Annotated in this window: 19 protein-coding genes and 3 pseudogenes; 20 read left to right on the top strand and 2 right to left on the bottom strand. The window is 45.4% G+C overall.

The features are described from left to right. Positions 1-10 precede the first annotated feature (10 nt). From neuB to ABIA61_RS14020, 6 genes and pseudogenes are all read left to right on the top strand, one after another. On the top strand, positions 11-1,039 hold the full coding sequence (gene neuB / locus ABIA61_RS14045) for an N-acetylneuraminate synthase (protein WP_283653539.1): 1,029 nt from the start codon (positions 11-13) through the stop codon (positions 1,037-1,039). After that, positions 1,036-2,175 (top strand): UDP-N-acetylglucosamine 2-epimerase, encoded by a 1,140-nt coding sequence (gene neuC / locus ABIA61_RS14040; protein WP_283653538.1) that lies wholly within the window; start codon positions 1,036-1,038, stop codon positions 2,173-2,175. Before neuB ends, neuC begins: the two co-directional genes overlap by 4 nt. Before the next feature lie 14 nt (positions 2,176-2,189). Further along, a complete protein-coding gene (locus tag ABIA61_RS14035) occupies positions 2,190-2,816 on the top strand; it encodes an acetyltransferase (RefSeq protein ID WP_283653537.1) in 627 nt (208 codons plus the stop codon). Positions 2,817-2,834: 18 nt separating this feature from the next. After that, a complete protein-coding gene (locus tag ABIA61_RS14030) occupies positions 2,835-3,989 on the top strand; it encodes a DegT/DnrJ/EryC1/StrS family aminotransferase (protein ID WP_404580891.1) in 1,155 nt (384 codons plus the stop codon). Positions 3,990-4,040: 51 nt separating this feature from the next. Next, the gene (locus ABIA61_RS14025) at positions 4,041-6,023 is read left to right on the top strand and encodes a glycosyltransferase family protein (RefSeq protein ID WP_283653535.1); all 1,983 of its coding nucleotides are present in this window, start codon (positions 4,041-4,043) and stop codon (positions 6,021-6,023) included. Positions 6,024-6,258: 235 nt separating this feature from the next. Further along, positions 6,259-7,472, top strand: a pseudogene (locus tag ABIA61_RS14020) (transposase). Between the two features lie 165 nt (positions 7,473-7,637). On the opposite strand, the gene ABIA61_RS14015 reads toward ABIA61_RS14020, so the two are convergent. Beyond that, complete coding sequence (locus ABIA61_RS14015) at positions 7,638-8,738, bottom strand: fibronectin type III domain-containing protein (RefSeq protein WP_283653534.1); 1,101 nt, start codon at positions 8,736-8,738, stop codon at positions 7,638-7,640. A 289-nt stretch (positions 8,739-9,027) separates the two neighbouring features. Here ABIA61_RS14015 and ABIA61_RS14010 point away from each other — a divergent pair. The 4 genes and pseudogenes from ABIA61_RS14010 (at position 9,028) to ABIA61_RS13995 (ending at position 11,378) form a co-directional block, all read left to right on the top strand. Further along, positions 9,028-9,936, top strand: a pseudogene (locus ABIA61_RS14010) (IS30 family transposase). Positions 9,937-10,097: 161 nt separating this feature from the next. After that, positions 10,098-10,416: pseudogene (locus tag ABIA61_RS14005) on the top strand (NucA/NucB deoxyribonuclease domain-containing protein); the annotation flags it as partial. 191 nt (positions 10,417-10,607) lie between these two features. Continuing rightward, positions 10,608-10,913 (top strand): hypothetical protein, encoded by a 306-nt coding sequence (locus tag ABIA61_RS14000; protein ID WP_404529630.1) that lies wholly within the window; start codon positions 10,608-10,610, stop codon positions 10,911-10,913. A 267-nt stretch (positions 10,914-11,180) separates the two neighbouring features. Continuing rightward, positions 11,181-11,378, top strand: a complete 198-nt coding sequence (locus tag ABIA61_RS13995) for a cold shock domain-containing protein (RefSeq protein ID WP_013373372.1) — start codon at positions 11,181-11,183, stop codon at positions 11,376-11,378. A gap of 403 nt (positions 11,379-11,781) precedes the next feature. On the opposite strand, the gene ABIA61_RS13990 is transcribed toward ABIA61_RS13995, so the two are convergent. Continuing rightward, positions 11,782-11,925, bottom strand: coding sequence for a hypothetical protein (locus tag ABIA61_RS13990; protein ID WP_283653532.1), 144 nt, complete (start codon positions 11,923-11,925; stop codon positions 11,782-11,784). A 307-nt stretch (positions 11,926-12,232) separates the two neighbouring features. Between ABIA61_RS13990 and hpf the strand changes: the two genes are divergently transcribed. The 10 genes from hpf (at position 12,233) to ABIA61_RS13940 (ending at position 25,276) form a co-directional block, all read left to right on the top strand. Next, positions 12,233-12,787 carry a ribosome hibernation-promoting factor, HPF/YfiA family gene (gene hpf / locus ABIA61_RS13985; RefSeq protein WP_137060524.1) on the top strand — a complete coding sequence of 185 codons (555 nt, stop codon included), beginning with the start codon at positions 12,233-12,235 and terminating at the stop codon, positions 12,785-12,787. A 413-nt stretch (positions 12,788-13,200) separates the two neighbouring features. Next, positions 13,201-15,651 carry a preprotein translocase subunit SecA gene (secA, locus tag ABIA61_RS13980; protein ID WP_283653531.1) on the top strand — a complete coding sequence of 817 codons (2,451 nt, stop codon included), beginning with the start codon at positions 13,201-13,203 and terminating at the stop codon, positions 15,649-15,651. A 271-nt stretch (positions 15,652-15,922) separates the two neighbouring features. Then, a protein-coding gene (prfB, locus tag ABIA61_RS13975) for a peptide chain release factor 2 (RefSeq protein ID WP_137060522.1) occupies positions 15,923-17,036 on the top strand; the annotation gives its coding sequence in 2 pieces (ribosomal slippage) (positions 15,923-15,994 and positions 15,996-17,036; 1,113 coding nt in all). Positions 17,037-17,135: 99 nt separating this feature from the next. After that, the gene (locus ABIA61_RS13970; protein WP_283653529.1) at positions 17,136-18,035 is read left to right on the top strand and encodes a YitT family protein; all 900 of its coding nucleotides are present in this window, start codon (positions 17,136-17,138) and stop codon (positions 18,033-18,035) included. A gap of 266 nt (positions 18,036-18,301) precedes the next feature. Next, positions 18,302-19,351, top strand: a complete 1,050-nt coding sequence (gene argC, locus ABIA61_RS13965) for an N-acetyl-gamma-glutamyl-phosphate reductase (RefSeq protein ID WP_283653528.1) — start codon at positions 18,302-18,304, stop codon at positions 19,349-19,351. A 106-nt stretch (positions 19,352-19,457) separates the two neighbouring features. Next, positions 19,458-20,684 carry a bifunctional glutamate N-acetyltransferase/amino-acid acetyltransferase ArgJ gene (gene argJ, locus ABIA61_RS13960; protein WP_404519452.1) on the top strand — a complete coding sequence of 409 codons (1,227 nt, stop codon included), beginning with the start codon at positions 19,458-19,460 and terminating at the stop codon, positions 20,682-20,684. Between the two features lie 80 nt (positions 20,685-20,764). Then, a complete protein-coding gene (argB, locus tag ABIA61_RS13955) occupies positions 20,765-21,604 on the top strand; it encodes an acetylglutamate kinase (protein WP_283653527.1) in 840 nt (279 codons plus the stop codon). 53 nt (positions 21,605-21,657) lie between these two features. Further along, the gene (locus ABIA61_RS13950; protein ID WP_283653526.1) at positions 21,658-22,926 is read left to right on the top strand and encodes an acetylornithine transaminase; all 1,269 of its coding nucleotides are present in this window, start codon (positions 21,658-21,660) and stop codon (positions 22,924-22,926) included. Positions 22,927-22,969: 43 nt separating this feature from the next. Beyond that, positions 22,970-23,926 carry an ornithine carbamoyltransferase gene (gene argF, locus ABIA61_RS13945; RefSeq protein WP_134912217.1) on the top strand — a complete coding sequence of 319 codons (957 nt, stop codon included), beginning with the start codon at positions 22,970-22,972 and terminating at the stop codon, positions 23,924-23,926. Positions 23,927-24,040: 114 nt separating this feature from the next. Beyond that, on the top strand, positions 24,041-25,276 hold the full coding sequence (locus ABIA61_RS13940; RefSeq protein ID WP_044646925.1) for an argininosuccinate synthase: 1,236 nt from the start codon (positions 24,041-24,043) through the stop codon (positions 25,274-25,276). Positions 25,277-25,340: the final 64 nt, after the last annotated feature.

Here is a 25,340-nt window from a genome sequence, read left to right as displayed (position 1 = left end):
GTAGTGTAACATGCAAAGTTTTTTATCGAATAACGACAGCCACTCCATCTACATTATTGCAGAGGTGGGCGTAAATCATAACGGATCATTGGATCTCGCATTTGAGTGTATTGATCAGGCGATTTTGTGCGGTGCCGATGCGGTGAAGTTCCAGACCTTTAAAAGCGAAAAACTGGTAACCAAGTACGCCCAAAAGGCTAATTACCAGACAGAAAATACGAACTCCACCGAGAGCCAACTGGACATGTTAAAACAGCTGGAATTAAGCTTTGATGATTTTGTTCTGTTGAAAAAGTATTGTGAGGTTAAAGGAATAGACTTTCTTTCTACACCCTTTGATGAAGAAAGTGCCGATTTTCTGAATTCAATTGATATCGATGCATTCAAGGTTGGATCGGGAGATATGAACAATATTCCCTTTCTTCAGAAGCTCGATCGCTATGAGCGTCCAATTATTTTATCTACCGGAATGTCTAATCTGGATGAAATTGGAGAATCGTTACAAGCATTCAAAAAAAGTGACGTATTATTGCTACACTGTACTTCCGACTATCCGGCACCTTTGGAAGATGTTAACTTGTTGGCTCTGAATACCATTTCTAAAGCTTTTGGGAAGGTCACAGGATATTCGGATCATACTGCTGGGATTGAGATTGCTGTAGCGGCTTCAGCATTGGGAGCGAGAATTATTGAAAAGCATTTTACGTTGGATCGATCACTTCCAGGTCCTGACCATAAGGCTTCACTGGAGCCTGTTGATTTCTCCAGAATGGTTGTTGCGATTCGTAATGTAGAGCAGGCTTTGGGGGATGGGGTTAAAAGGTGTATGCCCTCTGAGGAAAGCACCAGAGCTGTTGCAAGAAAAAGTGTTGTGATGGCAGCACCTAAAAAGGCAGGCCAGACGATAACTCAAGAAGACCTAGTCATCAAACGCCCTGGAACGGGAATAGCGCCTAAATATTATGCTGATTTAGTTGGCAAGCAGCTTTTAAAGGATGTACATGAAGACTATTTGTTGTCATGGGATGATGTGCAATGAAGAAAGTATTGGTGATTACCGGAACACGGGCTGATTATGGGATATATTACCCGGTTTTGCGGGCTATTGAGGATGAAAATGCTCTGGAGCTCCATCTGTTGGTGACAGGAATGCATTTATCTCCACAGTACGGATATACATTGGACGCTATTCAAAAGGACGGATTTCGTGTATCCGCTAAGGTAGACTGTCTGCTGCAAGGGTCAACTCATGCCAACATGTCTCGCTCTATCGGAATAGCAATCATGGGCATGACGCAATCCATCGAGGCTTTGGAGCCAGACTTCGTCGTTGTTCTGGGAGATCGGGGAGAAATGCTTGCAGCCGCGATTGTGTCTTCTCACATGAACATTCCGCTTGTTCACTTACATGGTGGCGAAGTGTCCGGCACGATTGATGAGTCTGTTCGGCATGCGATCAGTAAGTTGGCTCACATTCACTTCGTGGCTACAAATGGAAGTAGAGAGCGCCTAATCAGGCTTGGTGAAGAACCGCGGAGAATTCATGTAGTCGGTGCCCCGAGAATTGAAACGATGATGAAGACATCCTTGCCTGAGCTAGAGGAGACAAAACGTAAATACGATCTGGATTTAGATAACGATTATGTGTTATTTGCTTACCATCCTGTCACAACGGAAGAGGCCGATATGAGCATGCTTGGTAAGATGCTAGAAGTTCTTTTGACTGGAGAGAATGAGGTTATTTGTGTGATGCCTAATTCGGATGCTGGAGCCGATGCGATCGTGGACGTGTATAATCGCTTTGCTACAAGAGAGGGGATATACTTTGTAGCCAGTTTTGAGCAGCTTGATTATCTGACGATGTTGAAGAATGCAAAAATATTAATTGGAAATTCTTCATCGGGGATTATTGAGGCTGCTTCTTTTCATGTTCCAGTCATTAATATCGGAACTCGGCAGACAGGCAGAGAGCGTTCTGCGAACACCATAGATATTGCTCAGAATGAAAAGGAACTCTCCATTGCACTGGAATATGCGCTATCCGCTTTGTTTCAACAAACGGTTGCCAATTCAAGTAATGTGTACAGTAAGAAGGGTACAAGTGCACGTATCGTTGATGTATTAAAAAGTACGGTTAAAACAGATGAGCTTATCCAAAAAACGATTACCTATTAGGGAGATGATGGCATTTGAGCTACATCGTTTTCGGAGCAGGCGGGCATGGCAAGGTAGTTGTAGATATTTTGCGTTCCTGTCAAGAAACAATCGTTGGTGTGATGGATGACGGCTGTCCGATAGAAGAATGGAATGGCATACTGAATCTTGGCGGTATGGGGCAATTACACCAGGTCACATTAAAGTACCCGGAAGCTTTGTACATTGTAGCAATCGGGAACAATTCCATTCGTATGAATATTGTGGAGCGTTTAAAACAGATGCAGGTTCAATTTGGTACTGCTATCCATTCAAGTGCTGTCATTGGCTCCAATGTCTCCATAGGTGAAGGAACGGTAGTGATGCCTAACGCAGTTATTAATGCAGATACCCATATCGGAGAGCATGTCATCATTAACACGGCAGCTACCATAGACCATGATTGCTGTGTCGAACACTTTGCACATATCTCACCAGGGGTGCATGTGGCTGGAGGGGTTACTATCGGTTGTCGGAGTCATGTAGGTATAAGTGCGAGCCTTATTCCGGGCGTGAGTATAGGGAATGACACAATAATAGGAGCGGCTTCATGCGTAATCCGTAATCTGCCGGATCATGTTGTTGCCGTAGGGTGTCCAGCGAGAGTTATCAAAAACTTATAGGATAAGGGATGAAGTGAAATGTCCAGTGACAAAAGAATTTATTTATCATCACCGCATATGGGCGGGGCGGAGCAGCAGTATATTGCCGAGGCTTTTGAGACGAACTGGATTGCGCCTTTGGGTAAGAATGTTGACCTCTTCGAATCGGAAGTGGCAAATTACGTAGGTAGCAAAGGAGCGGTAGCCCTGAGTTCCGGTACAGCAGCTATTCACTTAGCCTTAATTTTGCTGAATGTTCAACAAGATGATATCGTTTTTTGTTCGTCACTCACCTTTGTTGCTAGTGCTAACCCTATACTATATCAAGGGGCTATTCCCGTCTTTATTGATTCTGAGCCCGACAGCTGGAATATGTCCCCAGAGGCATTAGAGAGAGCGCTTAAAACATATGCAGATAAAGGGCAGAAGCCTAAGGCTGTCATTGTGGTTAATCTATATGGGCAAAGTGCTGATTATGATCGGTTGAAGAAGTTATGCGATGAATATGAAGTCCCTATCATAGAGGATGCCGCAGAGTCACTAGGAGCTACATATGGTAAGCAAATGAGTGGGGTAATAGGTAAATTCGGTATATTTTCCTTTAATGGAAATAAAATAATCACAACGTCAGGTGGAGGAATGCTGGTTTCTGAAGATGTGATTCTGTTAGAGAAGGCAAGATTTTACGCCACACAAGCCAGAGACCGTGCCAAGCATTATCAGCATAGTCAGATCGGATATAACTACCGTCTGAGTAACGTCTTAGCAGGAATTGGGCGCGGTCAACTACAGGTTTTGGACAAAAGGATTTCTCAAAAGAGGGGAATATTTAAAAACTATTATGACGCTTTATCTGCCATAGATGGTATAGAGTTTATGCCAGAAGCATCATTTGGAAAGTCGACTCGATGGTTAACTACTATGTTAATTGATTCAAAAAAAATTAGAAAGACCGTTACCAATATCATTGATGGTCTGGAAGAGTTTAATATTGAATCACGTCCGGTATGGAAACCGCTGCATATACAGCCTCTGTTTGCGGAGGCAGATTACTTTAAACATGATGTAGAAAAAGATGTGAGTAAGGAATTGTTTTTGAATGGAATTTGTTTACCATCGGATACCAATATGACTTTCGAAGATCAAAAGTTTGTCATTGAACAGTTAACAAAAATAATTAATAGCAGGGTTTAGAGGTATTCTTAATAACTAATATTTAGAGCAACACGAATGGGAGAGAAGAACATGAAAATTGTACTATTCAGGAGAAACGGTGTTATTGCTCCTTATATCACCGACGATTATGCTGTTGCATTTGAACAATTGGGACATGAAATACTGTATGTTAGATTAGAAGAGGGATTCGGGCTTTCAGAAATTCAAAATATAAGGGATTTTAATCCAGATATGGCTGTTGCTTATGGGGGTGTTGGAATCTTTCAAGATGGAAAACAATTCCTGTTGCGCCAAATGGGCATTCCACTCGTTTCTTTACATTATGACAATCCTCTTTTTTCAATAGATGAAGGATTGGAAGCAGAATTTCAAGAGCATGCTTCGTATTATTATCATTTTGTGTGGGATAAATATTGTTTGCAGTTGCTTATTGAACGAAATATTAAGAATGTACATCCAATAATGCTTGCTACAAATCCTCTGAAGTTTTATCCGAATCCCGAAATTAGAGCTAAAGAAGGCGAAATGGCGTTCGTTGGTAACATAGCCAAAGTTGATAATAACGTTGTAGAAGAACATCTTGAACAAAAGTTCATTAATTTCATCATTAATGAAAAAGTGAAGAATATAAATATCCCCACTTATGATTTATGTAGGGAAGCATTTTTATTAAAGGATTTTGAACCTATTCGATATCTCTATGAAAAACATCCATATGCATTTTGGAGAAATATTTATGCGCCGATTCATATCCGTGGAAGTGCTATTTTACGTCAGCATGTTTTGAATAGTATTAGTGGGATTGATATTCATGTATATGGATCAAAGGAATTATCGAGTACCCATCTTATTCATCATCCGTCAGTAGCTAATAGTGAACTTAGTTCGTTATATCAAAGCTATGCGATAAATCTTAATATTTCTTCTCTCCAGCTTGAGACTTCAGTCAATAACAGAGTTTTCGACGTTTTTGCTTCTAAATCCTTTGTTCTCAGTGACTATAAAGATGACATGAAGCTGTTATTCCCTGATGTATGGAACGAAATCTCTTTTGGGAGTCTTGAAGAGCTTGTCACTAAGGGGGATTATTTCTTAACTCATCCTAAAGAAAGAATAGAGCTTGTGGAAGAATTATATGAGCATGTTATTACGAAACATACCTATAAGGAACGGGCTATGGAAGTGATCGAGATCGTAACTGCTTCAAAATTAAATTATGCGAGAGAAAAAGAACTAAACTCCTACAAAGCAGATAAAAGTAAGGAAGTATCGAAACAATGTCCTGTTTGTAGTGGAACTAGTTTCTCACCGTTGTATTCTATTGAAGGACATGATGGTTTTGAAACCAATCTACACCGCTGTGCTGAATGCTGTACAGTGTTTATGAATCCTCAACCGACAGAGGGCTATTTAGACTGGTTTTATAACAATGTCTATTATTCTAACGAGCATCGGACAAAAATGGGTTGGTCTACAGATTTGGAACAAATTACTCCAGGCCTATTAGCTGTATTAGAAGCTAGAATGGATTTGGTTGAGACATATGTAGATCAGACTAAGTATCCTAGAGGTAAGCTACTTGATTTGGGATGCTCAACAGGTAATTTTGTACTAGAGGCTCAACTTCGCTACTGGGATGTAAAAGGAGTGGAGATATCAGAAAAAGCAGCTCAATTAGGTAGACAAAAACATGGACTAAATATTACAACGGGTTCATTGGATGAGCATTTATTTGATAATGAATCGTTTGATGTTGTAACAGCTTTTGATGTATTGGAGCATATCCCTAATCCGCATCATTTCATGGAGAATATAAGACGGGTGCTAAAAGCCGGAGGATTATTTATTGTAAATACACCTAATGTCAGTTCGACAGCCAGCTATCATTCTGGAAGCGGTTGGCGACATCTAGACCCACCATTACATGTTATTCTATATGATCATATTTCCTTGAGAATACTTATGAGAATGCATAATTTCAAAATTCTTAAAATATCTGGTGGCTCGGAGTATTTAGGCCAGATGCAAATCGTAGCTATGAAAGAAGATTAAATTTTATCTATTCAGCTTGTCTAGGCATCCTGCTATTAAAAAGAGACCACTTAAAATTAACTTTTGTGAGAGAAAGTAAATAAACGTATAAAAAGACGATCCCCTAAATAAAATAGAGGCCGTATGAAAAAAAGGTACAATCTTCTCAAGTTTTATCGAGGAGATTGTACCTTCTCTCTATATAATTAAGGGATTAAACCAAGTAGGTGAATGGGATGATTCAAAAACACAATCTATGACTTTAAGCCCTTATTTGGAACTTTATAACTTGGTAGTGCCGAAAGACAATATGTTACAACAAATCAACGAACTGGCTGGCTTCTCTGTTGTTTATGAAGAACTGAAAGACTTGAATTTACTTGACATGCTTTGGGGCAAAACCGTTAAAATTGCATTGGAAAAGGGCATTATTAAAAGCAAAGTCATCATTGTCGATGCCACTCATACAAAAGCTCGTTACAACCAGAAATCTCCCCGGAAAATCTTGCTGGATCGTTCCCGCAAGTTGAGAAAAGCGGTCTATAAGGCAGATGAATCACTCAAGGCCAAGTTCCCGGTCAAGAATGTAATGTACTTGAGGAAGAGATCGACTACTGTCAAAAACTCATTGCCGTGCTTGAAGCTGAAGGCGGTATTTGCGAATTGCCGAAAATTAAAGAACCTTTGAATTTCTTGAAAGAAACGGTCGCCGATGACCTGCAACAATTACGTATCTCAGAAGACCAAGATGCAAAAGTTGGCCACAAGAGCGCGGATTCCTCGTTTTTTGGCTATAAGACCCATCTTGCCATGACCGAGGAACGAATCATAACGGCAGCCGTTGTCACAACGGGTGAAAAGAATGACAGCAAGCAACTGCAATTGCTGATTGAAAAAAGTAAAGCAACGGGTATGGAAATCAAATCGATCATCGGAGATACAGCTTACTCTGAAAAAGACAACATCGTTTACGCTAAAAGCAATGAAATTGAACTGATCGGCAAACTCAATCCGCTCATTACACAAGGGGCACGTAAGAAAGAAAATGAATTTCAATTCAATAAAGATGCAGGCATGTACGTGTGTAAGGCCGGCCATATGGCGATTCAGAGAGCACGGACAGGAGAAAAGGGCGTTAACAATAACCAAAAGAATACCTATAACTTCGATGTAGAAGTATGTAAGAGGTGTTCTTTTAAAGGAGGATGCTACAATGAAGGAGCAAAAAGCAAGTCCTACTCAGTGAGTATTAAATCTGGCGAACACACGGAACAAATGTCGTTCCAGGAAAGCGAGTACTTCAAAGCGAAGTCAAGAGAACGCTACAAAATTGAAGCGAAGAATAGTGAACTCAAACACAGACAAGGGTATGATGTAGCGTCATCTTCGGTTCTAACTGGCATGCAGTTACAAGGTGCAATGGCGATCTTTACTGTAAACTTGAAGAGAATATTGAAGCTGATGAAGTAAGAAATAAGGCATAAAGACCTGAATTTATAACAAAAAGACGGCCTTCATTCCCTATTACTACGAAATTGAGATCGTCTTTTGTTTCATGCTCTTAACTACTCCGTCAACTTTTTCAAATTGTCCATAAATACGGTCACAGTTCAGTAGCCGGATAGTCTTTTTTTGTTATTTAGTTGAATACTCGCTTACTTCAAACGTGAGTATTTTATTGAATATTACGTAGTCTTTACGGTTGCTGAATGGACCTTTGTTATTATTGTGCTTATCAATGGCAAAGAATGAAGCACCTCTACCAGCATCTTTTGCATCATACCAAGCGATGAAGGCATTCAGTTCTTTTTTGCTTAAATCGAATTCTTTATCAAATCCATTATCCATTGTTACAGTCAGAATTGCACGGTCACCAGTAGGCTGGGAGGTACCATCTGTATCCGACGGATCAGGCTTAGTAGACGGATCCGGTGTTGTAGATGGGTCAGGCTTAGTAGACGGATCCGGTGTTGTAGATGGATCAGGCTTAGTAGACGGATCTGGTGTTGTAGATGGATCCGGTGTAACTACTCCAATGGAAGTTGCTGATGCTTCTTTTGAATTTGGACTTTCACCCCCATCAGAAATGGCTGAAACGACATAATAATAGGGTAATCCGTTTGTAACTGAAGTATCTATGAAAGAGGTATCTTTTATTGATACGCTAATATTCGTGTACGGTCCACCTAAGGTTGTCGATCTTTTAACTGTATAAGTTTTAGCATCCGTAACTGCGTCCCAATTCAAGGTTACTTTTGAATCGCCACCAACAGCAACTAAGTTCTGAGGTGCACTAGGTAATATACTTCCTGTAAAAACATCTAATTCATTAATGGTTCCAGTTCCATCCATAACTAGGTATCTAACACCAGAAGCATGACCTACAAATGGGTTGCCGTTCATGGGATATGCTGAAGTTTCAAACCCGCCAATGTATGTTTTATTGTCATTGTATAATTTCCATCTAAATGTTCCAGTAGCATCCAGACGATAGGAGTTAATAGTGTGAGTTTCTCCTAAATCTATAACTAGAGTCTGTGATTTCAAGGATACCGATGTTTTATTATTATCATCAGTTGCTAATAAGGTTGTTTCACCTCCGCTGAATGTGCCATATGTTATAGTTCCTGGTTTCCCATTGGCAAGACCACCTGGATAGGCGTTTACTGAAGATAATGGAATCAATAATAAAATCAGTAGCAAGATTGGTGTAATTAATCCGAATTTTTTTCTCATTTAATGTAGAACCCCTTTGACATATTTATTTTGCTTCATGAGAATATAAAAATAACAAAGGGATGTCTAAACATTAATGTCTATATATTCAAATATAAGTTTAATTGTGGATTAATTTTTTTAGAGTGACGGATTGTAATATGAAGTGCGACACACTCACTGGAAATAAGTAAATAAAGGGCCAATGGCCGGATTCGTGTAGAATGCAGTCACCACAACACCCTCTACACAAGGAGAATCCACCACGAGCTACACTCATCTTAGCAAAGTCGAACGCAGCAAGCTAGAAATCCTCCACCAGCAAGGGAAAAGCGCACGAGCCATTGCCTGGGAACTCGGAAGACATCCTGCGACCATTAGCCGAGAGCTTCGTCGTAATGCAAAGCAGGAGCTGTATGAAGCTAAATGTTCTCATGAAGCTTACAAGCAGCGCCGTAGGGCTTCCGTACCTGTCGGGCAAGTGGACACCAGAACAAGCTGCGGTCATCGAAAAGAAGCTTCAGGCCACCTGGTCTCCTGAGCAGATCGTGGAGCGACTGCGTCAGGAAGGACAACGTATCGTGTGCTTTAAAACCATCTCGCTGGCTGTATACGAGTCGCTTGGTGAAGGGCGTGTTAACGGCCCTTCGGCACAAAGGCAAAAGACAGAAGCCTGCTGAAACCCGTGGCAAGTTTGCCGTAGGCAGACCGATTTCCCAGCGTCCGAAAGAAGTCCGTTCTCGTCAGACGTTTGGACACTGGGAGCTGGACACCGTGGTTTTGGGACGTGGGAAAAGTAAAGGCTGTGTAGCTACATTTGTGGAACGCAAGACACGTCTGTACACCGCCAGTCAGATGTCTGATCGCACGGCGTATCTATGGAGAATGCCTTTGGCGTTGCCGCTTCCCAGTACCCTGTCGGCGCCTTCCAGACCGCAACCGCCGACCGAGGCAAGGAGTTTGCCTGTTATACCAGTCTGGAAGCTACGCATGGAGTGCAGGTCTACTTTGCTGACCCTTACTCGTCCTGGCAGCGCGTCTCCAACGAGAACGCCAATGGGCTCTTGCGCGAATTTTTCCCCAAAGGGACCGATTTCGCCCAAGTGAGGGACGATGAATGGCGCGTGCACTAGACCTCATCAACCACAGACCACGAAAATGTTTGGGCTGGAAAACTGCTCACGAATCCTTTTCAGAAGAACTGTCGTACTTGGCTTGACAATCCGTCGAGTAATATCTCTTACATTATATAATTTTGCTGCTATTTGTTTGTTTTGTGACAGCATGCTCGATACTTTGACACGTCCCACAATATATCATTGAGAGGATTTAAAGTACTATGGAGATGTCATATGGTGAAAGGATTTGTGAGAGGATTAATTGTGTTTTTACTGGCGGCTATTTTCTGAACAAGGTGTCTATGCCGAACCATCGGTAGCCAACCAACAAGCAGTTTCTGAGTACACTTTGGAATTTCCAAGCTCACGCTATCCAGAAACGGGGGCACACATTAAGGATGCGATTGCAGCCGGACATTCTGTGTACGATTGATCGGGATGGAGCTGAGGAAAACCACAAGGAGTCCTTAAAAGGGGTTCCGACTAAAAAGGGATATGACCACGACGAATGGCCTATGGCAATGTGCGTGGAAGGTGGCGCAGGTGCTGATATCCAATACATAAGTCCAAAGAATAATCGTTAGTTGGTTCGTGAGTAGACTAAGTACCCAAATGGAACCCGAGTGATTTTATAATAAACGAGGCTCTGCCAATTAAAGTCTCATACCAACTATATATTTTTACTGACTGGCTTTGGAGGAAAGTCCTCTAGATTTGAGTATACAAACGGAGACATTAAGGTGAACGGGACGCAAATTTCCAATACAACCCTGTGAAATATACCTCGAATTATGCAAGCTCGGATAATGCGGTTTTAATTGTTCTAAATGAAGGGACGCTTTTCACCTATTTTGAATCAGCATATAGTTCTGGCAACCCTCCCTATCACAGTTCCTCTTTCGTTGACACCAACGGCAGAACTACTCCAAGACGTCTGGATTTTATTGATATGGCTGGAGATCCAGATATTCTTGTATATGATCTTGATAAAAAGAAAGTCATTGATTTTGCAAGTAGCTTGAATTACTACTATGCCAAAGGGATTGAGCCGCATCCAACAGTGGTTTACTATAATTAAGCAAAATGGGACGCAACAAAAAATTTAATTGAATTTATTTTATGAGTTTCGAACGCTCACGAAGAGTTTACTATATGAATATAGTAGGCTCTTTTGCTTATTATACCATGCCAATCTATAGGAATAGAGTGCTTTACAAATAAAAATTGGAATAACTATGTATGAAAACATTATCAATTCCAATTGACAATGGATAACTTTGGATGGTATAGTCGGAAATGTGGGCGAGAGCTTCACTTCATTTGATGACGAAGGGAATGTTAGTGCATGCAAGGTAAAGTAAAATGGTTTAACGCAGAAAAAGGTTATGGTTTCATTGAAACTGCTGATGGCGGCGACGTATTCGTTCATTTTTCCGCAATTCAAACAGAAGGCTTCAAAACACTTGAAGAAGGACAAGACGTGGAGTTCGACATTGTCGAAGGCGCACGTGGACCACAAGCCGCTAACGTAACCAAATTATAATCATCCCCGGCATAGCCGACCTACATAATTGGTAAGATGGTTAGCAATGGATAACGCGCTAGCAACTGCCCTGGAATGTATTCCAGGGCTTTTTTATGTTTTCTGGGTATATAAAAAGGCCCCTTACACGATGTAAGGAGCTGCACAATGAAAAACTACTCGACAGAACCGTCGAAGTCAGCCATCTCCACAACTGCTTCTCTAAGCGTCCGTCTGGAAAGCGGAATTAATAGCGCAGGATGACTTGAGTGATTAGATAAGCACGGAGTGCGGATCCAATGTCCAAGGAAAAGACGATGACGGCCCTAGGGTGGGTCAAGACGGCCAACGGGATACCTTGGAGCAGCTTAGGAAATGGAAGCGACACAGAGCTCACAGTGACCGTTCACAGCAAAAGGAAATCTTAGGCTGCAAATGGAGCGGTGAGCAATAGCTCCTCCAGCGGAGTGTTGCCGATGTTTTCTACGTTGACGGTAAAGGACAAAGTATCTTCCTGCCCGACACGCAGAGCGCTGGAGCTAAGTGTGAGTTTAGGAAAGCCGTGCATACCACCACAGGCCTGCATCGGATTCAGTGTGTAAAGGCCACCCCTCCTTTTTCGTTAAAGCAGCTGAACGTAAAGCCGGGAATACATAAATGTCACGATGCAGCAGAGCAACTATTTTTATATGTGCTCATTATTCACATGTGTATGTGTGTCTCTTTAAAACATGATCTTTTTCAAAAAATGAGGTTTGAGGAAGCGTTTTAGCGAAAAAAGAAGAATTTTGTAAAATAGCTTCGAAATGTCGGGTGCTTTTTTTACTTGGCGTTAACATATGTGTTATACTGAAGGGGCAAAGGAGGCGTGCCCTATGAACTTAACAGTACGAGGTCAACAGATCGAGGTTACCGACGCTTTGAAGGAATACGTTGATAAGAAATTCAGCAGACTTGAGAAGTATTTCGATGCACCCCCGACGTCTGACGGAAGTGTAACGTTAAGCACAACCAGAGATTTGCACACTGTAGAAGTAACCATTCCTTTGCCGGGGCTTGTACTCCGTGCCGAAGACGAAAGCGACGACATGTATGCGTCCATTGATGCCGTGGTAGACAAGCTTGAGCGGCAGATTCGCAAGCATAAAACCAAGCTGAACCGTAAATTTCGTCAGGAGGGCAGCTTGAAAACCCTTTTTGTAGAAGATACGGCAGGTGGCGTGGCTGTTGCTGAAGATGCAGAATTGGATGAGCTGGAAGTCGTCCGCACCAAGCGTTTCTTATTGAAACCGATGGATGTGGAAGAGGCCATTCTTCAAATGAACATGGTTGGACATAATTTCTTTGTATTTGCCAATATTGATAACGAAGAAGTCAGCGTGGTTTACAAGCGCAATGATGGTAAATACGGCCTGATCGAACGGGAATAATCTGTAAGACAGGAACTTATCATGTTTTAAAATGAATAGAGGGTTCCCGATTGAAAGCATGCTTCATTGGAGATTGGGAAGAATGAAACTAACGACGAGCCTTATCCTTGCGAACCTGGCGGGGTAGGGCTCTTTTATATGTTTTTCTGAAAATGAAATGAAATTTTAAGCAAATAAACGTAACTAAATGTGTATTTCATGCGTGAATTGTTTTGGTATCTTTAACCGGATGCAAATCAGGGAGCGGCTTGTGTTGCGGCATGTCCTACAAACTGTTACAATTTATGCAAAGAACATCGCACGATGGGCTGGTATAGCCGGGCCTGTCAAACATATCGGGATCAATTTCATCATGGACCCTTTCTTATTGTGAAATTGATTCTATTAATTGTTTTGCGTGAAAGGGGTAAACCATGTTAGGAATTGTAAAGAAAATTTTTGGAGATACAAACGAACGTGACGTCAAGCGTTTAATGAAGACGGTTGAGCTGATCAATAAATTAGAGCCGGATTTCGAGAAGCTATCGGATGAGGAACTGCAAGCGAAAACGGCGGAGTTTAAAGCCCGGATTGAGCAGGGAACTACGGCGGAAGAGATTTTGCCGGATGCTTTCGCAACCGTTCGTGAGGCGTCCAAGCGGGTATTGGGCAAACGTCATTATGACGTGCAGATGCTTGGTGGTATTGCGCTGCATGAAGGTAGAATTGCCGAAATGAAAACTGGCGAAGGTAAAACACTAGTGGGAACACTGCCGGTTTATTTGAATGCACTGTTGGGTAAAGGCGTGCACGTGGTTACGGTCAATGACTATTTGGCGCAACGTGACAGCGGAGAAATGGGACAAATCTATAACTTCCTGGGCATGTCGGTCGGGCTGAATTTGTCTGGTCTGGGTCATGGAGAAAAGCAAGCTGCATATGCTTGCGACATCACATACGGCACGAACAATGAGTTTGGATTCGATTACCTGCGTGACAACATGGTGCTCTACAAAGAACAGATGGTACAACGTCCGTTGTATTTCTGTATCATTGATGAAGTGGATTCGATTCTCGTCGATGAAGCCCGTACGCCGTTGATTATCTCTGGACAAGCTCAGAAATCCACAGAGCTGTATTTTGCGGCTGACCGTTTTGTGAAGAGTCTGAATGTTGAAGAAGATTACACCTTGGATATCAAGGTGAAGTCGGTTGCTTTGACCGAGAACGGTGTATCCAAAGCTGAGAATTTCTTCGGACTGGAGAACCTGTACGATCAGGAAAGTGTTACAATCAATCACCACATCGTACAGGCCTTGAAGGCTAACGCTATTATGCGTCTGGATGTGGATTATGTCGTAGCTGACGGCGAAGTTCTGATTGTCGATGAGTTCACAGGCCGTCTGATGGCCGGACGTCGCTACAGCGATGGTTTGCATCAGGCGATTGAAGCGAAGGAAAACATTGTTGTACAGAACGAGAGCATGACGCTGGCGACGATTACTTTCCAAAACTATTTCCGTATGTATCGCAAATTGGCAGGTATGACGGGTACAGCTAAAACAGAAGAAGAAGAATTCAAAAAAATATATGGTCTGGAAGTTCTCCAGATCCCTACGAACCGGGCAAATCAGCGTGTGGATATGCCTGACGTAGTATACAAGAGCGTAAAAGGTAAATTCCATGCGGTAGTGGATGAAATTGTGGAGCGCCACAAAAACAACCAGCCGATATTGGTAGGTACGATTTCTATTGAAAATTCGGAGCTTCTTTCCGAAATGCTGAAACGCAAAGGAGTACGGCATAAAGTGCTTAACGCCAAGTATCATGCCGAGGAAGCTGAAATCATTTCCCGCGCAGGTGAAGCGGGTTCAGTAACCATTGCCACGAACATGGCAGGGCGGGGTACAGACATCGTGTTGGGCGAAGGCGTATCGGGTATTGGCGGCTTACACATCATCGGTACAGAGCGTCATGAATCACGTCGTATTGATAATCAGCTTCGTGGCCGTGCAGGACGCCAAGGTGATCCGGGGTCTACACAGTTTTACTTATCGCTGGGCGATGAGTTGATGAAGCGTTTTGGTGCGGACAACGTACTCAATATGATGGAGCGCTTGGGCTTCGAGGAAGACCAACCAATCGAGAGTCGTATGATTACACGTGCTATCGAATCGGCGCAAAAACGCGTTGAGGGCAACAACTTTGACCAGCGCAAAGTCGTTCTCCAGTATGATGACGTGATGAACCAGCAGCGTACTATTATTTACAAACAGCGTCGTGAAGTGCTGGAATCCGAGAACATTAAAGAAGTCGTGTTCGACATGATCAAGCCTGTCATTGAGCGTGTGGTGGAAGCACATTGCGGCGATGACATCCCTGAAAACTGGGAACTTGAAGAAGTGGCAGAATATGTGAATAACAATCTGCTTGATGAAAATGCAATCAGTCGTGATGACCTGTGGGGTAAAGAAAAAGAAGAGATCGTTGAACTGGTCTTCGAGAAAGTTAACGAAAGATACCACAGACGTGAAGAGACGATTGGCGAAGACATGGTACGCGAGTTCGAGAAAGTTATTGTACTGCGTGCAGTGGATAGCAAATGGATGGATCATATCGATGCTATGGATCAGCTGCGTCAAGGTATTCACTTGCGTGCTTATGGTGGTACCGATCCGTTGCGTGAATACCAGTTTGAAGGTTTTGAAATGTTCCATGCCATGATCGCCAGCATCCAGGAGGAAGTAGCGACTTACATCATGAAGGCGCAAATTGAATCCAACCAAGAGCGTCAGGCTGTCATCGACGAAGACAAAATCTCGACGAGTGGCGAACCTGCTGCTCCTAAAAAGAAATCTGCCCCTTCGCGTCCGCGCAGAAGATAACGGATTTAGGGAAGCATTCATTTCCTGTAATGCATATAATGGCAGGCGGCAGTTTATCCAACTGACCGTCGGCCATTTTGTGCCATACAGGGGAGCACCCGGTTATTTAAAAGCCGTTTGACTTTACGGCGGTCGGTAGCGAAGCGAAGGATTTGAATCTGGAGAAGTGTCAGCGATCATAAGATCAAATCATTCGCGTAGCGTCTCCTCACCCAGCCGTACTCATAACAGTTTTAAACCCTTAACCCATCGCCAAAAGGAGAATGACATAATGATTGATCCAAATGTTAAGCATGATTTAAGAGAAATAGGCAAGAAACTAACAAACCTTAGGGGGTCTCTTTGACTTAGATCTCAAACAGGAAATGATCGCAAACTTTGAGGAAAAGATGGCTGCGCCTGATTTTTGGGATGATAACGATAAAGCCCAAGCTGTGATCGCGGAAATGAACGCGGTTAAGTCTTCGGTAGACAGCTATGAACAGCTCCGTCAGGAATATGAGGATGCGGGGATGATGGCTGAGCTGGCTGATGAGGAAGGCGACGAAACACTGGCTGGAGAAATTGAGAACAGTATCAGATCCTTGCTGAGCAAGCTTGAGGAGTTCGAACTGCAATTGCTTTTAAATCAGCCATATGACAAGCTTAATGCTATTTTGGAGTTGCATCCGGGGGCAGGCGGAACCGAGTCGCAGGACTGGGGTCAAATGCTGCTACGGATGTATACACGCTGGGCAGAAAAACGCGGCTTTAAGGTAGAAACGCTGGATTACCTTGCGGGTGATGAAGCAGGGATCAAAAGTGTAACGCTGTTGATCAAGGGCTATAATGCTTACGGCTACCTCAAAGCAGAAAAAGGCGTGCATCGTCTCGTGCGCATTTCTCCATTTGATTCCTCGGGTCGTCGGCATACGTCGTTCGTATCCTGTGATGTCGTGCCGGAAATTGCGGATGATGTGGACGTGGAAATCCGGACAGAGGATCTTAAAATTGATACGTACCGCGCCAGCGGCGCAGGCGGTCAGCATATTAACACGACCGATTCAGCAGTTCGGATTACGCATCTTCCTTCCGGCATTGTTGTAACTTGTCAAAATGAGCGCTCCCAGATCAAGAACCGTGAGCAGGCTATGACGATGCTTCGTTCCAAGCTCTACGAGCGCAAAATTGAAGAGCAGCGTCAACAATTGGACGAAATCCGTGGGGAACAGTCCGATATTGCATGGGGCAGCCAAATTCGTTCTTACGTGTTCCACCCATACAGCATGGTGAAGGATCATCGTACCAGTGTGGAAACAGGCAATGTAGGGGCTGTCATGGATGGCGATCTGGACCCGTTCATCGACGGTTACCTGCGCAGTCAGATCAAGCTGGACGCAGAATAATAGCCTGTATGTTTTCCTACAGACCCATAGGCCATGTGCCTATGGACTGTAGGAATTTTTGTGTACACGGTATTTTTAAATTAAAGGAGAATACGAAAGATGTCTCAAATGAATCTCCCCGCTGCTCGGCGAAGACGCCGTAGGCCTCTGATTGCCGCCAGCGGCCCCGCTCGCAATGTGATGGATGTTCTGCTCATTGTGCTCGGCTCCTTCATTACGGCGCTGACCTTCAATATGTTCCTGCTTCCTAACCGAATTGCATCCGGGGGTGTGTCGGGTTTATCTATTTTGGGCCAGGATCTGTTTGGTCTGGAACCAGCTTATACGCAGTGGGGAATGAATATTCCGTTATTTATAGCGGGGGTGCTGCTGTTAGGAAAGAAATACGGTTTGCGTTCCCTGCTGGGAAGTATCATGTTACCTTTATTCGTTTATCTAACTAAGGATTGGGCAGTTCCGACAACGAATCCGTTGCTGGCTTCGCTGTATGGTGGAATCGGAGTAGGGTTGGGATTGGGCACTGTATTCCGGGGCAGAGGCTCGACGGGTGGGCTGGCTATTTTGGCGCAGATCATTCAAAAATATACCGGCCTCAGCCTATCACTCTGCGTCATGCTTATGGACGGTACAGTCATCACACTGGCTGGCTTTGCTCTATCGCCGGAGCGGGCGCTGTATGCACTAATTGGTTTGTTTGTAACTGGCAAGGTCATTGATGCCGTGGAAATGGGGTTAAGCTACTCCAAAGTGGCCTATATCATATCCAATCAGAAGGAAAAGATCACACAGGCTATTTTACATGACTTGGATCGGGGATTGACGGAGTTGGCTGGACGAGGCGGTTATACGAACGAAGAACGTCCTGTGCTAATGGTTGTGGTAGGCCAAAATGAGGTGACCCGTCTCAAAACGCTTGTTCGCTTGGTAGATCCGGATGCTTTCGTGATCATTAGTAATACGCGTGAAGTATTGGGTGAAGGTTTTAAGAAGGAAGGCTGAAACAAAGTGGCCTGCCGAAAGGCTTGTTTTAGCTAATAAATAAGGGGAACTCCGTTTTTGCAAAACGTGGTTTCCCTTTTTGTATTTATACAGGTTCTGATAGGAACTTCAACATCAGATGCAGAAATGAGCAATCTAAATAAATACCAATGCATGAGACAATCACTTCAAATTTGGGTGAATAACTTTACATGAGTATGTTGTATTTATATGAATAGAGTCGTATAATAATACATATTTCATAGGAACGGAATGGAGGAAGGTCTGTGAGCAGCAAGCTAAAAGTGGCAATTGTCGGTTCCACCGGGTATGGCGGGGTGGAGCTCATTCGTTTTTTGGTTCATCATCCGCAGGTAGAGATCGTATCTGTTATTTCTTCGTCCAGCGCGGGTGTCCCGATCAGTGACGGGTTTCCACATCTGACGGACATTGTGGTTCAGGATTTGGACGGTGTCGATGTTCAAGAGACGGCTGCCAAGGCTGATCTGGTTTTCACAGCTACACCTTCTGGTGTCAGCACCAAGCTGGTGCCGCAGCTTCTTGATGCCGGATTGAAGGTCATTGACCTCTCTGGGGATTTCAGACTGCGAAGCGGGGAAACGTACGAAGCATGGTATAAAAAGCCTGCGGCTTCACCCGAATATCTCAAGCAAGCCGTATACGGACTCAGCGAGGTGTATGCAGAAAAGCTTGCTGGCGTCTCTTTTATTTCTAATCCGGGCTGCTACCCAACGGCAACATTGCTGGGAATTATCCCTGCGTTGAAGGCAGATTGGATCGACCATCGGACGCTGATTGTAGATGCCAAATCCGGAGTATCCGGCTCCGGCCGGGGAACAAGTCTCGTTTCGCATTATGCGGAGATGAACGAGAATTTTAAAGCCTACAAGATTAACAAGCACCAGCATATCCCTGAAATCGAACAGGTTTTGGGCGATATTGCGGGTGAGGACGTTACGATTACGTTTACAACACAACTGGTTCCGATGACCCGAGGAATTATGAGTACGATTTATGTCACGTTGAAGGGTGATTACACAGATCAGGATCTCATCGGGCTATACCGGGATTATTATAAAGACCAACCTTTTGTCCGTGTGCGCGGTGAAGGTGTATGGCCAGCAACGAAGGAAGTATTTGGCTCCAATTACTGCGATATCGGTTTTGCAGCAGATGCACGGACTGGGCGCCTTACGATTATTTCGGTCATTGATAACGTCGTGAAGGGTGCTGCCGGACAGGCGATTCAGAACTTAAACTTGATGATGGGATGGGAGGAGAACCTCGGACTGGGCTTCATACCGGTATATCCGTAAAGCAGCAAGCAGCCACAACATGGAACGGGAAACGTAAGCGGGCGGGAATGGATTCGCAAATAGAACCGTTACTTATAGAAAGCGTTGCGGACGAGGGCACACAATTATGAGCAAATCAGGGTTTACGGTAGTAAACGGGGGGAATATCGTAACCCCGCGCGGCTTTACAGCCGGAGGATTGCATTGCGGACTTAAAAATACTGACCGCAACGATATCGGCGCGATTCGCTGCGAGGTTGAGGCTACAGCCGCTGCGGTATACACCACCAATGTATTTCAGGCTGCACCGCTCAAAGTGACTCGCGAGAGCCTCGTGGATGGTCGGCTGCAAGCGGTCGTGGTGAACAGCGGGAACGCCAATGCCTGCACTGGACAGCAAGGAGAGCAAGATGCTTACGCCATGCGCTCGGCTGCTGCTCGTGAGCTGGGTGTTGCGGAGAGCAATGTAGCGGTTGCATCGACGGGCGTGATTGGTGAGCATTTGAAAATGGACCGTGTGCTTGGCGGCATATCTGCATTACCTGGCCGTGTGAACGGGGAAAGCGATGGAGCGGAGCAATTTACCCAAGCCATTCTGACGACGGACTTGGTTAAGAAGGAAGCATGCGTGGCGGTTGAAGTGGATGGCGTGACCATACACATTGCCGGAGCAGCGAAGGGCTCGGGCATGATTCATCCGAACATGGCGACGATGCTGGCTTTTATGACCTGTGATGCTGCGATTGGGCAGACTGCACTTCATCAGCTATTGAAGCAGGCAACGGATACCAGCTTTAATATGATTACGGTAGATGGCGATACGAGCACGAACGATATGCTGATTGCGATGGCAAGCGGGCTGGCGGGTAACCGTGAGCTGCACGCAGGACATCCCGATTGGGATGCTTTTGCCGAAGCGTTCACCTATATCTGCCGTGAGCTGGCGAAGGCAATTGCCCGCGATGGGGAAGGCGCTACGAAGCTGGTAGAGGTGTCCGTGAGCGGCGCGGTAAGCGATGCATCTGCTCAAGCGATCGCGAAGACAGTGATCGGGTCTAGTCTGGTGAAGTCGGCCGTTTTTGGAGCTGATGCGAACTGGGGCCGGATTATTGCAGCTGTCGGACGGGCCGGAGAGCCGGTCAACCCGGATACGGTAGACATCCGCTTGGGTGATATTGTTGTGCTGAGCGCGTCCAGTCCGGTCTCTTTTGATGAAGATGAGGCGCTCTCCTACCTTCGGGGAGATACGGTGCGGATTATTGTAGATTTGCATCACGGGAACGGAACCGCCACAGCATGGGGCTGTGACTTAACCTACGATTACGTGCGGATTAACGCTGCATATCGGACATAGACAACGGAATAAGCACGGATGGAATGCTGGCATTATTGTAAAATGGCACGGACTGTGCAGAGGAGAAAAGGGGAGATTATATGCAATCGGCAGTGGAGAACGCGGATCAAGCAAATCATGCGGGATTGGCACGTCGTAATTTTGTGATGAAATGCGGAGGAAGTACGCTGGCTGCGTTGCCTGATTCCTTCTTTGACGATCTGGCCCGCTTGCAGTCGGAAGGCCTTCAACCTGTTATTGTACATGGCGGCGGCCCTGCGATCTCCGACAATTTGGCGAAGCTGGGCATCGAAACGGAATTCATCAACGGGTTGCGCAAAACAACCGAACCCGTGCTGGATGTCGTGGAAATGGTGCTGGCGGGCAGCATTAACAAGCAGATTGTACGCAGAATCGGAATACACGGAGGTCGAGCACTGGGTTTGTCAGGCAGTGATGGCTATTTAATCGAGGCAAAGCCTGTGTCGAATGCCGCAGAGGTCGGCTGGGTCGGAGAAGTAACGTCTGTTCAGGCTTCGATTATTACAGGTGTGCTGGATATGAACTACATGCCCGTTATTGCGCCCATCGGGATTGATAGATCTGGTCAGCGCTACAACATTAATGCAGATACAGCGGCGGGTGCAGTAGCCTCTCATCTTGGAGTCAGCCGGATGATCGTCGTTACGGATGTGCCGGGCATATTGAAAAAGATTGGCGGAGAAAAGAAGGTGCTGGACTCCATCACCGTACAGGAGATTGAGGATATGATCAGCACAGGTGAAATATACGGCGGCATGATTCCTAAGGTGAGAGCGGCTATTGCCTGCATCCACGGCAAGGTGAAGGAAGTTGTCATTGTGAACGGCAGTGAACCGCAGGTATTAAGCCGTGTGCTGGGTGGAGAAGCCATTGGAACGCGCATCATGCGTATGCAGTAGTCATCCTATACAAACCAGTCTATAAAACAAAGCGAAAAGGGAGCGTGAACATAATGAGTAAGGAAGCAAATACGCTGGTGAGCGTCGAAACGCCAGGTACGAACGGAACCGTTGCCGGAGCAGAAACGGAAAAGGCATCCGCAGCTGTGCAGACAAACAGCTCTCTTTTTCCAACCTACGCAAGATACCCGCTCACACTGGTCAAAGGACAAGGAAGCTGGCTGTGGGATGATCAGGGCAAGCGTTATCTGGATTTCATGTCAGGCATTGCTGTTACCAATCTTGGACATGCGCCACAGGCTGTAGCTGAACGCTTGAAAAAGCAGATTGATGAACTATGGCATGTATCCAATCTGTTTCATATTCCGGGGCAGGAACGGGCCGCCGCTCTACTGACTGCCAATAGCAGCGCAGATGCTGTGTTCTTCTGCAACAGCGGCGCAGAAGCGAATGAAGCTGCGATCAAGCTGGCGCGTCGTTATCACCAGAAGGTGAAGCAGACTGGACGCTACGAGATCATTACGTTCACGCAATCCTTCCACGGACGGACGCTGGCAACCTTGACCGCTACGGGTCAGGATAAAGTAAAAGAAGGCTTTTTACCGCTTCCAGCCGGGTTCAAAAGTGTTCCGCTCCACGATCAGGCTGCGCTCGAAGAGGCAATCAGCGAGAATACGGCCGCAATCATGCTGGAAATGGTGCAGGCAGAAGGCGGAATGTATCCGGTCGAACCTGCTTTTGTAGACGTGATTACAAAGCTTTGCAACGAGCATGGATTGCTTTTGATCATTGATGAGGTACAGACGGGCATGGGACGTACAGGCAAGTTGTTTTCCTTTGAGCACTACGGCATAGAGCCGGATATCTTTACGTTGGCGAAGGGGTTGGGCAGTGGTTTTTCCGTTGGTGCGATGCTGGGCAAAGGATATTTGCGCGAAGCGTTCACGGCGGGCAGTCACGGCTCCACCTTTGGCGGTACTCCGCTTGCTATGGCAGCGGTTCAGGCGACCATTGAAACGATTATTGACGAAAAACTTCCAGAGCGTGCGGCTGAGCTGGGCGAGTATTTGTTCCAAAGTCTGCAAAAGCAGCTTGGAGAGATTCCTTTTGTGAAGGATATCCGTGGAAAAGGCCTGATGGTCGGCATCGAGTGTGCTGAGCCTGTGGCGGAACTTGTTTTGGCAGGACAAAAGAAGGGCATTCTGTTCATTACCGCAGGACCGAACGTGGTTCGCCTGTTGCCTAACCTGTATGTAACGAAGGACGAGATAGATCAGGCTGTAGAACTTATTACTGAGTTGATTCAGGAGCATATTGCTTAGGTGGTTAAACTGCCTAGATTAGAGTGTAAAAGGAGACGATAGCATGAGCCAGGGCGGGGCATTGCAGCAAATTAACTTGAAGGGGCGGGACTTCCTTGAGTTGGACGACTACTCGACCGAAGAAATTCAATATTTAATTGATCTCGCCATCGAAATCAAGCGCAAGCATAAAAATGGAGAAACCTATCAGCCGCTGAAGGGGAAAACGATCGGACTGATTTTTGAAAAATCCTCTACACGTACGCGGGTGTCTTTTGAAGTCGGCATGTTTCAATTGGGCGGTCATGCCCTTTTTCTCAGTAAAAACGACATTCAACTAGGACGCGGTGAGCCTATTAGCGATATGGCACAGGTGATGTCTCGTTATCTGGATGGCATTATGATCCGCACTTTCGGACACGATAATGTTGTAGAGTTGGCGCGTTATGCATCTGTTCCTGTGATCAACGGCTTGAGCGATTTGGCGCATCCGTGTCAGGTGCTGGCTGATTATCAGACCTTGTATGAGCAAAAGGGCAAGCTTAAAGGACTTAAATTGGCCTACATCGGGGACGGCAACAATATGGCGCATTCCCTGTTGATTGGTGGAGCGAAGCTTGGCGTGCATGTATCGATTGCAAGTCCTGCTGGATATGAGCCTGATCCGAGTGTTGTGGCAGCTTCCCGTGAGATTGCCAAGCAAACCGGCAGTGAGATTGTGATTACCCAAAGTCCGCAAGAAGCAGTAAAGGATGCAGATGCAATCTACACGGATGTATGGGCGAGCATGGGCTTTGAGGAAGAGCAGAAGGAACGGGAGCTTGCTTTTGCCGACTTCCAGGTGAATGAGGAGCTGGTTAAGCTGGCGAAGCCGGATTATCTGTTCCTGCACTGTCTACCTGCGCATCGTGGCGAAGAAGTGAGCGCAGGTGTAATCGACGGACCGAATTCAGTGATTTTTGATGAGGCTGAGAACCGTCTGCATGCACAAAAAGCATTGATGGTTGCTTTGATGGGATAAAGAAGTTATGTTTTATGGTTAGAAAGATTGCATTTGTGGAAGATGATCTGTAGATTTAGATGCAGATGTGAATGAAAGATAGTGGCTAGAAGCATTCGGGGAGGACTTTCAATCATGGCAAAAGAAAAAATCGTACTCGCATATTCCGGCGGTCTGGATACGTCGGTCATTTTGAAATGGCTTAAAGAAACCTACGACGCTGAAATTATAGCGTTTACCGCAGATATCGGACAGAAGGAAGAGCTGGATGGTTTGGAGGAAAAAGCGCTCGCTACGGGAGCCTCCAAAGTGTATATTGATGATCTGCGTGATGAATTCGCCAAGGATTTTATTTATCCGATGTTTCAGGCGGGTGCTTTGTATGAAGGACAATATTTGCTCGGAACGAGTATTGCACGTCCATTGATCGCTAAACGGATGGTGGATATTGCGATTGCAGAGGGTGCAACAGCTATCGCTCACGGCGCGACAGGCAAAGGCAACGATCAGGTGCGCTTCGAGCTGAACGCGGCGGCGTTGACGCCCGATATCAAGGTGATCGCACCTTGGCGGCTGGAAGAGTTCCGCAATCAGTTCCCGGGCCGGGCAGAAATGATTGCCTATGCGGAGAAACACGATATTCCGGTAACCGCTTCTGCGGCCAAGCCGTACTCCATGGACCGTAATCTGCTGCATATTAGTTATGAAAGCGGCGTGCTGGAGGACCCTTGGTTTGATCCGAGCGCTCCTGAAAATAAAGAAATGTTCTTGCTCAGCAATGCACCTGAGGATGCTCCTGATGAAGCGGAATATTTGGAGCTGGAGTTTGAAGCAGGAAACTGTGTCGCTTTGAACGGAGAGCAGCTAAACCCGTTGCAGGTTATGGAAAAGCTGAATGAGTTGGGCGGCAAGCATGGCATCGGACGTGTGGACATGGTGGAAAACCGTTTTGTCGGTATGAAGAGCCGCGGAGTGTACGAGACGCCGGGCGGTACGATCCTGTTCACAGCTCATCGCAAAATGGAGTCCATCACGATGGATCGCGAGGTTATGAATCTGCGCGACAGTCTGATTACCCGATATGCTACGCTGGTCTACAACGGTTTCTGGTTCGCGCCGGAGCGTGTGGCTTTGCAGGCACTGGTTCATGAGAGCCAAAAGAATGTCAGTGGTACCGTGCGCGTGAAGCTGTACAAAGGCAATATTATTGGCGCAGGTGTCAAAAGTCCGGTCAGCTTGTACAACCCGGATATTGCGACGATGGAAGCTGATCCGACACAAGCTTACGATCAAGGGGATGCAACAGGTTTTATCCGCTTGAATGCCCTGCGCTTGAAGGTCAATGCAGGGGTAGCCAAAAATAATAAATAAATGAATTACCTAAAAATGTACGGGATGCGGGCCGTCCTTGTCCAAGTGACGAGGGCGGCTTGTA

Origin of the sequence: Paenibacillus sp. RC21 (genome assembly GCF_044907935.1) — a bacterium.
GTDB classification, from domain to species: Bacteria; Bacillota; Bacilli; order Paenibacillales; family Paenibacillaceae; genus Paenibacillus; species Paenibacillus terrae_A.
This window is presented reverse-complemented; position numbering and strand designations above follow the sequence as displayed.

Coding starts and splice junctions, on each gene's coding strand:
- neuC (WP_283653538.1), top strand. CDS start 1,036: ATGAAGAAAGTATTGGTGATTACCGGAACACGGGCTGATTATGGGATA.
- ABIA61_RS14015 (WP_283653534.1), bottom strand. CDS start 8,738: ATGAGAAAAAAATTCGGATTAATTACACCAATCTTGCTACTGATTTTA.
- secA (WP_283653531.1), top strand. CDS start 13,201: ATGTTAGGAATTGTAAAGAAAATTTTTGGAGATACAAACGAACGTGAC.
- argJ (WP_404519452.1), top strand. CDS start 19,458: ATGAGCAAATCAGGGTTTACGGTAGTAAACGGGGGGAATATCGTAACC.
- ABIA61_RS13970 (WP_283653529.1), top strand. CDS start 17,136: ATGTCTCAAATGAATCTCCCCGCTGCTCGGCGAAGACGCCGTAGGCCT.
- ABIA61_RS13940 (WP_044646925.1), top strand. CDS start 24,041: ATGGCAAAAGAAAAAATCGTACTCGCATATTCCGGCGGTCTGGATACG.
- ABIA61_RS14030 (WP_404580891.1), top strand. CDS start 2,835: ATGTCCAGTGACAAAAGAATTTATTTATCATCACCGCATATGGGCGGG.
- ABIA61_RS13995 (WP_013373372.1), top strand. CDS start 11,181: ATGCAAGGTAAAGTAAAATGGTTTAACGCAGAAAAAGGTTATGGTTTC.
- argB (WP_283653527.1), top strand. CDS start 20,765: ATGCAATCGGCAGTGGAGAACGCGGATCAAGCAAATCATGCGGGATTG.
- ABIA61_RS13990 (WP_283653532.1), bottom strand. CDS start 11,925: ATGCACGGCTTTCCTAAACTCACACTTAGCTCCAGCGCTCTGCGTGTC.
- neuB (WP_283653539.1), top strand. CDS start 11: ATGCAAAGTTTTTTATCGAATAACGACAGCCACTCCATCTACATTATT.
- ABIA61_RS14025 (WP_283653535.1), top strand. CDS start 4,041: ATGAAAATTGTACTATTCAGGAGAAACGGTGTTATTGCTCCTTATATC.
- ABIA61_RS13950 (WP_283653526.1), top strand. CDS start 21,658: ATGAGTAAGGAAGCAAATACGCTGGTGAGCGTCGAAACGCCAGGTACG.
- argF (WP_134912217.1), top strand. CDS start 22,970: ATGAGCCAGGGCGGGGCATTGCAGCAAATTAACTTGAAGGGGCGGGAC.
- hpf (WP_137060524.1), top strand. CDS start 12,233: ATGAACTTAACAGTACGAGGTCAACAGATCGAGGTTACCGACGCTTTG.